Genomic DNA, 14,419 nt, shown 5'->3' with positions numbered 1-14,419 from the left:
AGCAACAGCAACAGCAACAGCAACAGCAACAGCAACAGCAACAGCAACAGCAACAGCAACAGCAACAGCAACAGCAACAGCAACAAGAGCGAGCAAAAGCGTTGATCCGTCCAAGCCAAGCCAAGCCAAGCCATCACAAGCGTTGCGACAGTGACAAACTCAGCGCACAAGGGTTGCAGCAAGCGTAACCCGGGAGATGATGTTGACAGGGTCAGACCTGAGTTAGCACTGACCGTAAATAGCCAATATGGGGCCAGATTTCATCGCACCAGGGCGCCAGCTCGGCAGCGCTGCTGGCACCGCTGAGCACGCCGATGACACGCCCGGCCCCTGCCGCACGACCCATTTGCAGGTCTTTCGGATGATCGCCAATCACCGCGATCCGGGAAGCGTCCAGCTGCCAACGTTGCAGACAGGCATGCACCATGGCCGGATCAGGCTTGGCAGCCAGCCCCTGATCTGAACCGATGACGGGCGTGATCCACGGTGCTATCCCCAGCGCCTTCACCGCGGCGTCACCATAGTGCTGTGAGTCTGACGTGACCAGAGCCAGAACCAGCTTGCGCTCGCTCAGCCAGCGGCAGAGTGCGGGCAAATCACAGGGTGTACGCAGGTGTTGCAAGTAATGCTCGGCAAACACCGGCGCGACCCACCCTTCCAGCACATCCACCTGATGAACACCCAGTACACTGCCCCACAGACGCAGGATCGTCTCGGGGTCACTGTGTACCAGTGGCGAGTCAGGGTTCAGCCGTTGTCCGTCAGTAAAGCCACTGACGCTAAGCAACTGCGCAAAGGTTGCATCCTGCCCTGCAGCCAGTGGCGCCCGACGCGCCAGCTCACGCAGGGCCAGATGATAGAGCGGTATCCAGGTGGGGTAGAAATCCACCAGGGTACCGTCCTTGTCGAAGATGATGCCTTTAATCTGTGCCCAGGGCACTTCAGCCTTGCAGGGGGTCAGGACCATGCCAGGGATCAACAACCGTCATGGTGGGGAAACAGGCACGTACAGCCTCAATACTGTGCTGCTGGAACAGCAGTTTGATGTTGGGGCCGGCATCCATAGTGAAATACACCTCAATGCCCTGCGCCCGGCACTGCCAGACCTGCTGCATGGCCTCAATACTGGCGGGCTGCCAATACAACAGCGGCGGCCAGGAGGCGATCATGGTGGCGTGCATGGACAGGGCGTTGTGCTCGGCGGTCTCGCCCAGCAAGGTGAAATCCTGTGCAGCAATAGCCTGGCGTAAGGTCTGCAAATCACGGGCAGCCTGCTGTGGCCATTTTTCATAAAGCAGACAGCTGTCGGTGGTACGGGTCATCCCCGCACGGGAATCGACGCTTTTCTCGGCAGTGGTAATTTCCACCACCCCGATACGCAGGTCGGGCCACGCTTCAGACAGTACCTCGGCAAAGCTGTCACTGCCGTCGTCCAGCTCACCTTTATGCCATTGGGCAAAACCGCAGAACAGCGAACGTGATGCACTGCCGCTGCCCATCCGCGCGATACGAGACAGGCTGCGGCCATCGCGAGGAATCGCATAGATGCCCGCCAGTGCCAGCGTCAGAGCCGCAAATCCGGAGGCTGATGATGCCAGCCCGGCAGCAGTAGGAATATTGTTGTGGGTGGTCACCCGAAAACGGGCAGGTGTCAGGGAGCGGAACAGATCAATGAATTGCGACACCTTGCGAACAAAGCGACTGTCGGCATCCAGCTGCTGACCGTTAAGCCAGACTTCATCACTTGGAGCATCGATCACCTGCAGCCGGGTACGAGTGCCAAGCTCTCCCAGACTGATGGACAGCGAGCTGTTGACCGGCAGATTCAGGGCGGCCTGACGCTTGCCCCAGTACTTGCACAGGGCGATATTGCTCGGTGCAAAGGCTTCTGCCTGCGTTTGCAGTACAGGAGTGCACTCCGGCAGGTACAGGCGCAGGGCTTCAGCAGGCGACAAACTCAATTTCCACTCCTCGGTCACTCATGGCTACATCAATCACTTCGTAGGGCAACAGGTCTGGCTCCACTCTGCCCAGCGCCAGAATGCAGTCGCCCAGACCAGAGCCTGAAATCTTCGCAGCCAGTACTCCGTCCATGCCACGCAGGCGATAAACGATATCCGCCAGACTCGCATCGCAGACTCCCAGCGCATCCAGCAAGCCATGCTGCATGTTCAGACAACGGGCAAACCCGGGGAGATCCGACACTTCCAGTGCGGCCATGGCCTGTTCGGCGCAGTCACCCATCAGCTGGTAGAGGCTGTCATACAGCGCGGTGTTGGCTTCCGCAGCGGCCGCAATATGGCGTATGACCACCGGAGTCGGTGTCTTGTAGCCCGCGTAGACCAGCGCAATGGGCCATAAACCGGGGAGAGGGATTACTTCGCGCTGTGCCATGCGATAGGCAATCAGTCCGCCGTGCACACTGGTTGCCAGATCCGTACCCGAGCCACGGCCCTGCACGGCCAGTACGGTTTCATGGGCGGTAGCCAGCAGAATTCGGCGGTCGAGACTGGCATGACCGGCGTGCCAGGCCATCAGTGCCGCCACCAGCGCGACGGTTACGGCGGCGGAGGAGCCAAGGCCAACGGTATGACTGAACTCGGAAACAATGGTCAGCTCGAAGCCAGACTGCGGCTGCATCAGCGTGATGACCTTGAGCACAAAGCTCAGATTGGGGTGGTCTTCCAGCTGATCCAGATCACTGTGATATTCCGCCAGAGCGGAATGGATAATGACCTGCCGGTCTGCCCGAGGTTGCAGCTCAAGGTGGATACGCTTATCCACCGCCGCCCCCAGGGCCCACTGGCCATGCAATACGGCATGTTCCCCCATCACCATCAGGTTACCGGGGGCAGAGGTACGAATCTTATTCCAGGCGTACACCGTCGTGCTCACCTGTGATGGTTGTACATTTGAAACCATGTCTGGCCGCCAGCTCGGTGGGGTTCACACCGCGCACCAGCACGACGCCCGCATTGTCACCACGGATACTGCCTGCGCCACAGACCTTGGCCGCACCGCCCAGTGCTTCAATCTCGGCGATAAAGCCATCGATCAGCTTCGGCACCACACCAATCTTAACCAGCAGCCGGTGATTTTCGCGAATAGCGGCCTGCAGGTACGCTTCGTTCTGCTCTGCCAGCGCCGCCGTCATACTGCGGGTGACCTCAGCAAAATCCTGCCAGACCGGCGATGTGGCAAAACGCTCACGCACTCTGGCCACGCACTCACCGGTGGAGCAGGCGGCCTTACCGGTAAACACCACCCACCAGTCAGCATCCAGCGGTGCACTGGGCATGACCTTGCCATCAATCAGGCGAATCACGCCGCCTGTCACCACAGCAGATGCGTCCATGGCACTGCCACGGCCGTGTTGCAGACGCTCGATAAATTTGACCAGTGCGATCAGCGCATCATTGTCTTCAAAGGGTTCGCCGAAGAACTCCCCTGCAGCCTTACATGCCGCCGCGATAGTTGCAGCAGACGAGCCCAAACCACTGCTGACCGGGATATCTGACTCCAGCCACAGCTCAACGCCGCTGCGAGCATCAGGCTGCAGCCACTGCGCCATGGTATAGAAGAACAGCTCGCGGCCTGACTCCATAATCTCGTCGACGCGAATCTCACCTTCCATAAAGGCATCGTGCAGCTCGTCCAGCTCTTCCTGCAGCTCCAGCGTCTCTGCCACGGTCAGCTCAGTGGTTTCGCCATCGGCATGCAGGCGCACGACCGGTGAGTCGACCTTAGCCAGTCGTACTCGGGCACGGGGAGAGACGGCAGCTACCAGAGCAGGTGCCCCGTAGACTGCTGAGTGATCACCACTGACGATGACTTTCGCGGGGGCACTGGCCTGAATCATGATGCTGTTTTTTCGTAGATGCGCTTGTGCTGGCTGATAGCAGCCAGACGGAAAGGACCGGTAGTTTCAGCGGCAATAGCATGCTCGCCGCCATCAACCGGATTGGGGTAGTCATACAGGCGACGATACGTGGCGTAATCCACCGACTGGCGACGGGCAAGCAAAGTCTGGTGATAGTCTTTGTGCAGATGAGCCTGATAGCCCGGCTGTACCACACCAGAGAACAGCTCTGCCACGCAACCCGAGCCATAGCTGAAGAAGCCGACGCGCTGACCAGCCAGGTCATGCTCTGCATTTTCCAGCAGGGACGTCAGGCCGATATAGATTGAGGCGGTGTAGCTGTTGCCGATACTGCGGTTGTAGCTTAGGGTATCGGCAATCTGAGCTTCGGCTTCTGCCGCAGACAAACTGGCACCAACCTGTTTCAGCAAATGGCTGTGGGCCTTTTGCGCCATACGGGTAAAAGGCTGGTGATAGCAAAAATAGTTGAACTCAGAGAACGCATGCCCGCCCTGCTGCTGATAATCCAGCCAGGCGTGTTTGAGAGACTTCAGATAGACCTTGGTGGAGTACTTGCCATCTACTAGCGCCGTTCCACGATAGTTGGGACGCCAGAAGTCCATCACATCTTCGGTGTAGAGCCCGGATACCGGCTCCACTTCCATGATTTTAGGATCGGCACTGATCAGCATCGCCACGGCTCCACAGCCCTGCGTCGGCTCGCCGGACGAATCCAGATCATAACGAGCAATGTCGGAGGCTATCACCAGCACCTTCTGCTGTGGCTGACGGGCAACCAGAGCACAGGCCATCTGGATGGCGGAAGTGGCGCTGTAACACGCCTGCTTCAGCTCTACAACACGGCAGGCGGGGTCCAGCTCCAGCAGGCGATGCACATAGACGCCAGCGGATTTGGACTGATCGATACCACTTTCACTGGCAAACAGCAGGGTACGGATGGCGCTTTTGTCCTGACCTTCCACTACCGGGAGAGCCGCAGCCGCTGCCATAGTGACGATGTCTTCGTCTGGCGCAGCCATGCTCATCTGCTCTTGCCCGATACCAGCATAGAACTTCTCTACATCTATCTGGTGCACCTCAGCCAATACCTGTAAGTCCAGGTAATAACTGGCGGTGTAGAAACAAATATCTTCAATGCCAACCTTCATATAGAGACTCAGTTCCTGTTACCTGCGCCAAAGCAAGGCATCATTTAGGTGGAGCTGTTCAACACGGGTTACCCCCAGCAAAAACATCGCGGTGGTGAACTCCTGCTTAACCCCTTCTATCACGGCAATCACGGCCTCGGCAGACTCCATGGCAGGCTTCAGCAAGGGCGCAGCCAGGCCACACAGAGAGCCGCCGAGTATAACAGACTTGATCATGTCCAAACCGTTACGCAGCCCACCACTGGCGATAAATGTCGCTCTTTCCTGATACGGACGGGCCCAGTCCAGCGCAACCGGCGTCGGGATACCCCAGTCCTGCATCCGCAGGCCAAGATCGCCACGGCCACGCCGATGATGCTCAATACGGCTCCACGACGTACCACCGCTACCGGCGAGATCAAAATAACGAATACCAGCCGCCAACCCCAGTTCGATATCAGCTGGCGTCATACCACAGCCGACCTCCTTCAGAATCAGCGGCGTGGTCAGCTCAGCCTGCAAAGCAGCGATCTTGGCAGCGAGCCCTTTAAAGTTGCGGTCACCTTCCGGCTGCACAGCTTCCTGCAGCGGGTTCAGGTGCAAGAATAGACCATCCGCCTGCATGATGTTGATAGCACTTTGTGCTTCCTCCAGCCCGAAACCATAGTTGAGCTGAACGGCACCGAGATTCCCCAGCAGCACCGTGGTTGGTGCCCACTGGCGCAAGGCAAAGCTGTTGCAGGATTCGGGATGGGTGAACATCACCCGCTGGGAGCCAACGCCCATGGCGACACCGGTTGCTTCGGCAGCCTGCGCCAGATTGCGGTTGACCCGCAGCACCAGCTCGTGATCGCCCCCCGTCATGGAAGAGATCAGCAGGGGAAAGGACAGACGTTTGCCAAGAAAGCTCACGCCAGGATCAACCTCAGCGTAGTCAATTTCCGGCAGGGCGCGATGCATCAGGTGCCAGGAGGCAAAATGGTCACCCTGACGATCAGTGTCAGGGTCTTCTTCAATTACGCGGATATGCTCAATCTTGCGATCATTGGTCGAGTTACTCATCCGCGCTCCAGCTGAATATGCGCTTCCATCAACTCGCCAGGATTGGTTTGGGCCGCCAGCAGTGACAACTCACCGCAAAGTACAGTTGCCGCACAAATGACGGCCAGACGGCGGGCATTGGCACCGGTCTCACGGGGCTCACGGCAGCCCAGTCGGGTCAGATTGTCTTCAACAAAATCCAGCCCCTTGCCATTACCCACGGAACCTACGATCAGATTAGGCAGGGTACAGGAAAAATACAGATCGCCATTACGCACTTCGGCGTGGGTCATCCCCTGCGAACCCTCAACGATATTGGCCGCATCCTGCCCAGTAGCCAGATAGAAAGCCAACAGCATATTGGCGTAGTGCGCATTGGCACTGCGCAGTCCCCCCGCCAGCATAGTGCCGATCAGGTTCTTTTTGATATTGAGATCAACCACTTTCTCCGGCGTGGTTTTCAACCGACGCTCACAGATGTCACGGGGGATCAGAATCTCGGTGATGACGTTCTTACCACGACCAAGAATGCCATTCACGGCGGTAGGCTTTTTGTCTGAGCAGAAATTGCCGGAAATGGAACTGTAACTGAGCTGCGGATAGCTCTGCAGGATCCAGCGCATCAGATGATCAGCGGCGTTGGTCACCATATTGTGGCCGGAGGCGTCGCCTGTGGTGAATTCCAGGCGGACGAATAACAGGTTCCCCAGGATCTGATGACGCACATCGATCAGGCGGGCAAAGCGGCTGCTGGTGGATACCACTGCCTGCATTTCGTCACGACGACAATTGAGGCTGGTAATGGCGCTAAGTGCGGCGCCGGCATCGGCGGCTTCCAGCAGGATGGAGCGAGACATACGCTCATCGACAAGCGTGGCCTTGATACCGCCTTCGCACAGCATGGAAACGCGGGCACCACGACCAACAGAGGGCCAAAGGGGGGATTCATAGGTTGCCAGGGGCACTGAGACCTCTGCATCCATGATATTGCCACTGATTCTGATAGGCCCCACCCAACGCATTGGGACAGGCGCGGTTGTAATCTTGTGCGCTTTCATCGGAGGTATTTTTGGCTCGAAAAAGGGAAACCAACAGCGCATTTCCCTTTCAAAATCTGCATGAAAGACCACTACGCCAGTGGTGACGGGGCCAGAGGTGAGGCGATTGTAGCGACGCCCCAAAGCAATTGCAATTCAGCCCGGGCGCGTGCTGGAAGGCTATAACGGCAGAGGATCATCCTCGTCGTCAGTACCCAGAATAGTGTTGCGATTTTTCAGAACCTGACGTACTCGCTTACGCCCAACCAGCTTTTTCTGGGCCTCAACCGGAAGGTCGGTAAACATCAGTATGCCCTTATCGATCAGCAGATCGATCACATCCTCAAGGACGCGCTGCAGCTCAAGGTCAGACTGGCGCATGTAGGCAAAGGTGCGACCGTTATCCTGAAACAGAAACTGTTGCAGCTCCTGATCATCTGGCTCAAGAAACTCGTGAGCTTGCGGCTGCTCCACAGCGTACACTGCGATGATCTGCCCATCGGCATTTCGTTCAATATAGGGCATGGATGAATTCCTTGATATCCGTGTCAATAAAACAGAGTACACCTAAACGTTGCAGCAAACTCACCTTGGTTCGCAGCCACCAGAGGACCAACGGTTAACGCACAAAGAGCGCCCCCCCCTCGGACAACGTCGCTAGAGTATATGCCCTACGCGGTCACCCGCCAAACTCACCCTTTTCACGTCCGCTAACTGTCGGTCTGCTGCCAGGCAAAGTCCACATCGATGAGCAGGGATAATAATAGCAGCACCTGCTCCCGCACACCTGTTCGCATAAAAATGTGGAGATGCTCGGCAGCGTTTGCAGCAATATACGGCCACAGGTAGAATGCCGCAGATTGAATTTTTGAAACAATACGAATTGGTTCTAAATAAAGCGTTGCCTCAGGGTACGCTTAACCACCCCAGGCGATCAGATCAACCGTTGCTACTCTGGATCAGGTGGTGGATGGAGCACCAACCGACGAGTGCTTTCTCAGGGTATCTCTGCACACTTTGTCTTCATCTGGCTGTCAGTGTCTTAACGCTGAGTGCTGTAAAACTATTGTCCTCGCACCCTGAATTCAGCTTTTCCGCAGGGGCCGCAAGCTCACCAGATGAAGCAGGTTACCAGTCCCTTTAACTCAGCTGCCGTCGTGCTGTTGCTTCAGTTAGTGCCTTCATTATTCCTGACATGTGGAAGCAATACTGTCCATGGACCAAGCAGCCAAGATCAGATATCGCCGCGAGCGTTTGTCGGTACCCTTGAAAAAGCAAGGCAGATTGCTGCTTGCAGTGCTGACGACCGCGCTGACACTCAGCTCAGTCAGCCATGCCGATGAGCCTACAGCAGAAGAGAAGAAACTAGCTTCGCAGCTGCCTGCTCATCTATTTAGCCGGGATGCCGAGCCTACCACCTCCATTCTGATCGATAAGCAGCGCAAGAATGCCTATCTGGTGCACATGGAGAATGATATCCCCCATGTAGTGCGAGAAATTACTCACCTGCAATTCGGTCAGCAGGACGGCGACAAACAGAGCGAAGGCGACCTGAAAACGCCGGAAGGGGTTTACCGTATCGAGAAGTTCATTCCCGACTCACAGCTGGCTCCCGTCTATGGCAGCGGCGCCTTCCCGCTGGATTACCCCAACCCGCTGGACCGCATTGAAGGTCGTAATGGCAGCGGCATCTGGCTGCACGGTCGAGATGACAACGATCCTAGTAAAGTCGCCACGCGTGGCTGTGTAGCGTTCCAGAACAAGGAAATCCGTGAACTGGAACCCGTGCTCAAACCGGGCACCAATATCATCATCAGCCCCAAGACTGAGTTCATGACACCTGCCGCCTACGAGGCGCGAAAGGCCAGTCTGTTTAAACAGCTGGATGCCTTCTTCAAGGACTGGAACAACGCCGACATCACCTCACTGGCCAAAATTCTTCACCCCACCTTCCATGATGCCAACGGCCTCAACCGTGATGCCTGGGTAGCGAAGAAGAAGGCACTGGCAGCAGCCTACCCCGAGCGCGATATCAAGATCAGCAATATCTATGCTTTTAAAGAAGACGGCAAGCAGGTCGTGTTCGACTTCAATCAGACCTACTGCGCAGCCAATCTGTTCTCCTACGACCACAAGCGCCTGTTCTTCAAGCCTGATGGTGACAAGCTGAGTCTGGTGGCCGAGGACAGCATCGCCCTGCCCATCCAGCCTATTCTGACGGCAGAGGCAACCCGCTTCGTTGACAAGTGGATCGACACCTGGAGCAAAAACGAGATTTTCGAATATCTGGCGCTCTATAACCCCCAGTTCACCTATGATGGCGGCAAGAAGCTGGCCGACTGGCAGGTCTACAAAAGTGGCATTTTTGCCCAGCGTCCCGAGCAGAAGATCAGCTATTCCAATCTGCAGATTGCCCCGGTCAAGGGCGATCTCTACCGCGTCACTTTTAAGCAGAACTACCAGAGTGACAATTACTCTGACGTGGGTATCAAAACACTGATGCTGAGCGGCTGTCCTGGCGACTTCAGTATTGTTTCCGAGTCCTGGACTGCATTGAAATGAAAAAAATAACTAGTCTTGCCCTGAGTCTGGCGGCAATGCTCAGCTGCACCTGTACGGTGCGTGCCGACACCCGCCCAAGCAGCAGCCACGAAGTGTTTTTTGCAGGCTCTGATTACGAGCTGAATGTCTATTACGTCAAGGGTCGCCAGGATGGAAAAACCCTGCTGCTGATCGGCGGGATACAGGGTGATGAGCCGGGCGGCTATCTGTCTGCTGACCTTTACCCTGATCTGGTGCTGGAGAAAGGCAACCTGATCGTCGTTCCTCGTGCCAACCTGAAGTCCATCATCCTGGGTGATCGCGGCCCCGATGGAGATATGAATCGCCAATTCCACGATGAGGCTAAGACCGGCCCGATGTATCAGGTGGTTGGCAAGCTCAAGGAACTGATGTCACAGGCCGACCTGTTTCTGCACCTGCATGACGGCTGGGGTTATCACTCACCGGTCTATGTAGACAGCCTGCGTAACCCCAATCGCTACGGGCAGTCACTGATTGCTGACAGCGCCAACTTCACCTGCGATGACGGTTCCGTGCTGCCATTGCAGGAAATGGCGGACAGCGTGCTGGGCGAAGTGAACAGCAGGATCAGCAACGAGCAGCATCACCTGCACTTCTTCAATACCCGTACCGCCGATCCGGATACCCCTTATTCAGAGATGCGTAAAACAGCAACCTATTACGCACTGCGCAAGGAGTGCCTGCCAGCTTTTGGCGTTGAAGCATCGAAAAATCTGCCCTCACTGGAAGACAAGATTCTCTATCACAATCTGGTGATCAATGCCTTTATGGAACGCCTGGGTATTGTCGCTGAAGCCCCACGTATCCTGATTCCCACTTCAGGGCTGCACTACACCGAAGTGATGGTCAATGGCGTGCCGCACATGCTGAAAGACAAGGACACCCTGACTATCCGCCGTAATGATGAGGTTCAGGTGGTGGATATCGGCACCGACTACAAGCGCGGCGTGACCATGGATCTGCTGGGCTATGGCAACCTCAATGACTTCAAGCAAAGCTTCAGGGTTGGCAAGGACACCCAGATGGTATTCCGCAAGGAAGGCCAGAAGTTTGGCAGCATTGATATCAAAGCCCTGAGTGACGAGCAGTATGCGCGCTATGCCGACAAGCAAAAGCAGGAACAGCATGATCATCGCCAGAACGTCACCCGTGTCTTCGTGGTCGCAGTCAATGACAAACATCACGTTCTGCTCAGTGGCGATACGCTCAAACTGGCACCGGCTGACCGGCTGGAGCTGATCAGTAGCTTCGGCGATGGCAGCAATGATGAGACGGTCACGCTCAACTTCCGCGGCTGGGTACCCGAAACCCCCAGCAAAATGCCCAATGATGATCGTGGCTATCTGATTGAGCCCGACAAGTCACGGCTGCTCCGTCAGTACTCGGAGCATGGTGAAGGCAAGCGCTACGCGGTGGTCGCCACCGACAGCCGTGGTAACCCGGTGGGTGAAATCTGGGTGCAGCTGAGCCAGTAACCTGCCCTCACACACCCTCGTCCCCACATTACAGGAGCTCAGGCTCCTGTAATGCTTTTCAGCGAACGCATCCAAACACAGACACTTGTCCACTCAGGCAGAGCTTTAAAAATTGCACAAAAAGTGCAAAAAATATTGACTCATTTTTTACGTTCAATGAGACTGATTCGCGTTTTATCCTGAGTTCACCCTAGCATCTCCTCGCAATGACCTGTTGTTGGGCAGATGCAGTCCGGAGAGAGTCATGTTTAAACCGTCAGTCTTGTTGTTAACGGTTGCCGCCATCACCACTTCAGTCAACGCGGCAGAAGAAGTGAATGTTTATTCCTATCGCGCCCCCTTTCTGATTCAACCGATGTTTGATCAGTTCACCCAGAAAACCGGGGTCAAGGTCAATGTGGTCTACGCTGACAAAGGCCTGCTGGAACGCCTGCAGAATGAGGGTCAGAACAGCCCGGCCGATCTGATCATGACGGTAGATATTGGTGTAGTACACGATGTCAAAACCCGTGGTCTGAGCCAGCCGGTGACCAGTGAACTGCTGGAGCAGAATATTCCCCAGCACTTTCAGGACCCGGACAACCACTGGTTTGCACTGACGTCGCGGGCCCGCCTGATTTATGCATCCAAAGACCGCGTTCAGCAGGGTGAAATCACTTCCTACGAGCAGCTGGCCGATCCTAAATGGCAGGGCCGCATCTGTACCCGCAGCGGTAAACACAATTACAACCTGGGCCTGATCGGCTCGATGATCAGCCATCACGGCGAGGCTGAAGCCGAGCAATGGCTAACGGGTGTCAAAGCCAATCTGGCGCGCCGCCCTGAAGGGAACGACCGGGCACAAATTCGCGCTATTGCAGAAGGTCAGTGCGATCTGGCCATTGGCAACTCCTACTACTTCTTCAAGATGCTGAACAATCAGGAAAACCCTGAAGAGATCGAGTGGGCCAAACAGGTAACTCCCATTGCGCCCAATCAGCAGGATCGCGGTACCCATATGAATATCTCCGGCATCTCCCTGGCCAAGTATGCCCCGCACAAGGACAACGCCATCAAACTGATGGAGTTCCTCAGTCAGGACGAAGCCCAGCATATGTATGCCGACCTGAATCAGGAGTTTCCGGTCAAGGCAGGCGTGCAGCGCTCCGAACTGCTGCAAAGTTACCTGGGCGACTTCAAACAGGATGAACTGCCGCTGGTGAAGATTGCCGAGACCCGTGAAGCGGCCAGCAAGCTGGTCGACAAGGTTGGCTTCGATAACTAAGCAGGATCAATCACCCCACAGCGGAAGTGGATAACACACTGGCAGATGAGGTCTCCCCCTTGGCCTGCATCTCTTGTTCTCAGCCAGTGACTGGCCCGATGGGCTGATATTCATAGTCACCGAAAGCGGCATGCTGCTTTCGGTTTTTATTTTCTGCCGCAGCAGATCCTGAGCAAGACCTTGCCAACGATCTTGAGCCCTGACGTGGCAATGCAGAGAATCCCTAACATGGCATTCCTCTCCTACTCCAGACAGCGCAGTATCAACGGCCAGGGCTGGCTATTGAGTGCTGCTGTGGCCGCCATCATGGTTGCCTTGCCGCTGCTGTCGATTTTCTGGCTGGCACTGTTTCCCGCTGACAATATCTGGCCCCACCTGCTGTCCACTGTCCTGCCCAACTATGTTATAACCACCCTCACACTGATGCTGGGAGTAGGCGTACTGGCGGGGTCCATCGGCATTGTCAGTGCCTGGCTGATCAGCACCTACCACTTTCCCGGACGCCGCGTTTTCGAGTGGGCGCTGCTCTTACCCATGGCGGTACCGGCCTATGTGATCGCCTATGTCTATACCGACCTGCTGGAATATTCAGGGCCACTGCAGGCATGGCTGCGGGAGCTATTCAGCTGGAAGACACAGCGCGATTACTGGTTTCCTCCTATTCGCAGTCTGGGTGGTGCCATCTGGATGCTGGGACTGGTGCTCTATCCCTATGTTTATCTGCTGGCCAGAGCCAGCTTTCTTGAACAGGCAGCCACCGTGAAAGATGCTGCACGGACGCTGGGTTGCACGCCATTACAGGCATTTCTGCGCGTGTCGTTACCCATGGCCCGCCCGGCCATTGCGGTCGGTCTGTCACTGGTGATGATGGAGACCCTCAACGACTTTGGTACCGTCGATTTTTTTGCCGTTAAAACACTTACGGCAGGCATCTACGATACCTGGCTGAACATGGGCAATCTGGGCGGTGCAGCACAGCTTGCCGCCCTGATGCTGATCTTCGTGGTCGTGCTGATTGTCATGGAAAAGCAGGGACGTTCACGGCAGCGCCAGTTTCAGCAGGGGGATCGCTTCAAGGCCATCCAGCTACACCGGTTACGCGGATTCAGAGCAGTGCTGGCCTGGACCGCCTGTGTGCTGCCCGTGTTCGCAGGCTTCATCGTGCCTCTGCTGGATCTGACCCGTTACGCCTGGCGGCACGCTGAACAAAGCTGGAGCCCGGACTTCCTCCGGCTGGCCTGGAACAGTCTGGCACTGGCACTGGCCGCTGCCGTGTTCTGCACCGTGCTGGGCCTGTTACTGGCCTACGCCAAACGCCTGCATAGAAGTCGCCTGCTGAGCAGCATGACGCAGGCAGCCACGCTGGGTTACGCCATGCCCAGTGCGGTACTGGCCATCGGTATCATCATTCCCTTTGCCGCGTTCGATAACACCCTGGATGGCTGGCTGCGCAGCAGTCTCGGCATCTCCACCGGCCTGCTGCTCAGTGGCACCCTCTTTACTCTGCTGTTTGCCTATAGCGTGCGCTTTCTGGCTATATCTGCAGGCTCTGTGGAATCCAGTCTGGGCAAGGTGACGCCGTCCATGGACATGGCCTGCCGCTCGATGGGCTATAACGCCAGCCAGACGCTGGTGAAAGTGCATCTGCCGCTGATACGCGGCGGCTTGCTGACCGCCGTACTGGTAGTGTTTGTCGACTGCATGAAGGAGCTGCCGACCACACTGGTGCTGCGCCCTTTCAATTTCGACACACTGGCCATTCACGTCTATCAGTATGCCTCGGATGAACGCCTGCCAGAGGCCTCGCTGGCAGCGCTGCTGATCGTACTGGTGGGGATTATTCCGGTCATTCTGCTGAGCCGCACGATCACGGCAACCCGCCGCTATCGCATCCAATAACGTCTCTGCACTACCTGACGCGGCTGAAAAACATACAGCCCCCGGAAAGCATAAAAGACGCGCTCTGCGTCTTTTATGCTGCTGATATGTTGCTGACGGCCTGTGCCGACTGT

13 protein-coding genes are annotated in these 14,419 nt (G+C 56.4%); 5 read left to right on the top strand and 8 right to left on the bottom strand.

Going from position 1 to position 14,419, the window contains the following annotated elements:
- A partial coding sequence (locus tag WH50_RS26330; protein ID WP_207780286.1) for a hypothetical protein occupies positions 1-188 on the top strand: 188 nt, incomplete at its 5' end.
- 23 nt (positions 189-211) lie between these two features.
- Here the strand turns inward: WH50_RS26330 and WH50_RS12495 are convergent.
- The 8 genes from WH50_RS12495 to WH50_RS12460 form a co-directional block, all read right to left on the bottom strand.
- Positions 212-967, bottom strand: coding sequence for an HAD family hydrolase (locus WH50_RS12495; protein ID WP_110187602.1), 756 nt, complete (start codon positions 965-967; stop codon positions 212-214).
- Positions 942-1,961: a diphosphomevalonate decarboxylase gene (gene mvaD / locus WH50_RS12490; RefSeq protein WP_110187601.1), complete on the bottom strand. Its 1,020-nt coding sequence runs from the start codon at positions 1,959-1,961 to the stop codon at positions 942-944. The genes WH50_RS12495 and mvaD overlap by 26 nt, the downstream gene beginning before the upstream one ends.
- Positions 1,942-2,883 (bottom strand): mevalonate kinase family protein, encoded by a 942-nt coding sequence (locus tag WH50_RS12485; RefSeq protein ID WP_243410095.1) that lies wholly within the window; start codon positions 2,881-2,883, stop codon positions 1,942-1,944. The genes mvaD and WH50_RS12485 overlap by 20 nt, the downstream gene beginning before the upstream one ends.
- The gene (locus tag WH50_RS12480; RefSeq protein WP_104151677.1) at positions 2,867-3,859 is read right to left on the bottom strand and encodes a mevalonate kinase family protein; all 993 of its coding nucleotides are present in this window, start codon (positions 3,857-3,859) and stop codon (positions 2,867-2,869) included. Before WH50_RS12480 ends, WH50_RS12485 begins: the two co-directional genes overlap by 17 nt.
- Complete coding sequence (locus WH50_RS12475) at positions 3,856-5,028, bottom strand: hydroxymethylglutaryl-CoA synthase (protein WP_110187599.1); 1,173 nt, start codon at positions 5,026-5,028, stop codon at positions 3,856-3,858. Before WH50_RS12475 ends, WH50_RS12480 begins: the two co-directional genes overlap by 4 nt.
- Positions 5,029-5,046: 18 nt before the next feature.
- Positions 5,047-6,069, bottom strand: a complete 1,023-nt coding sequence (gene fni / locus WH50_RS12470) for a type 2 isopentenyl-diphosphate Delta-isomerase (RefSeq protein ID WP_110187598.1) — start codon at positions 6,067-6,069, stop codon at positions 5,047-5,049.
- The gene (locus WH50_RS12465) at positions 6,066-7,106 is read right to left on the bottom strand and encodes a hydroxymethylglutaryl-CoA reductase (protein ID WP_110187597.1); all 1,041 of its coding nucleotides are present in this window, start codon (positions 7,104-7,106) and stop codon (positions 6,066-6,068) included. Before WH50_RS12465 ends, fni begins: the two co-directional genes overlap by 4 nt.
- A 159-nt stretch (positions 7,107-7,265) precedes the next feature.
- Positions 7,266-7,610 (bottom strand): hypothetical protein, encoded by a 345-nt coding sequence (locus WH50_RS12460; protein ID WP_110187596.1) that lies wholly within the window; start codon positions 7,608-7,610, stop codon positions 7,266-7,268.
- A gap of 690 nt (positions 7,611-8,300) precedes the next feature.
- Between WH50_RS12460 and WH50_RS12455 the strand changes: the two genes are divergently transcribed.
- The 4 genes from WH50_RS12455 to WH50_RS12440 all read left to right on the top strand — a co-directional run bounded on the left by WH50_RS12455 (position 8,301) and on the right by WH50_RS12440 (position 14,306).
- Positions 8,301-9,647: a L,D-transpeptidase family protein gene (locus WH50_RS12455; protein WP_110187595.1), complete on the top strand. Its 1,347-nt coding sequence runs from the start codon at positions 8,301-8,303 to the stop codon at positions 9,645-9,647.
- Positions 9,644-11,143, top strand: a complete 1,500-nt coding sequence (locus WH50_RS12450; protein ID WP_110187594.1) for a M14/M99 family metallopeptidase — start codon at positions 9,644-9,646, stop codon at positions 11,141-11,143. Before WH50_RS12455 ends, WH50_RS12450 begins: the two co-directional genes overlap by 4 nt.
- Before the next feature lie 244 nt (positions 11,144-11,387).
- Positions 11,388-12,407, top strand: coding sequence for a Fe(3+) ABC transporter substrate-binding protein (locus WH50_RS12445; protein WP_110187593.1), 1,020 nt, complete (start codon positions 11,388-11,390; stop codon positions 12,405-12,407).
- Between the two features lie 228 nt (positions 12,408-12,635).
- Positions 12,636-14,306: an ABC transporter permease gene (locus tag WH50_RS12440; RefSeq protein WP_243410093.1), complete on the top strand. Its 1,671-nt coding sequence runs from the start codon at positions 12,636-12,638 to the stop codon at positions 14,304-14,306.
- The last annotated feature ends 113 nt before the right edge of the window (positions 14,307-14,419 follow it).

Source organism: Pokkaliibacter plantistimulans, from assembly GCF_003194385.1.
GTDB classification, from domain to species: Bacteria; Pseudomonadota; Gammaproteobacteria; order Pseudomonadales; family Balneatricaceae; genus Pokkaliibacter; species Pokkaliibacter plantistimulans.
Note: the sequence above shows the minus strand (reverse complement) of the source record. Positions and strands in the feature narration are given on the sequence as shown.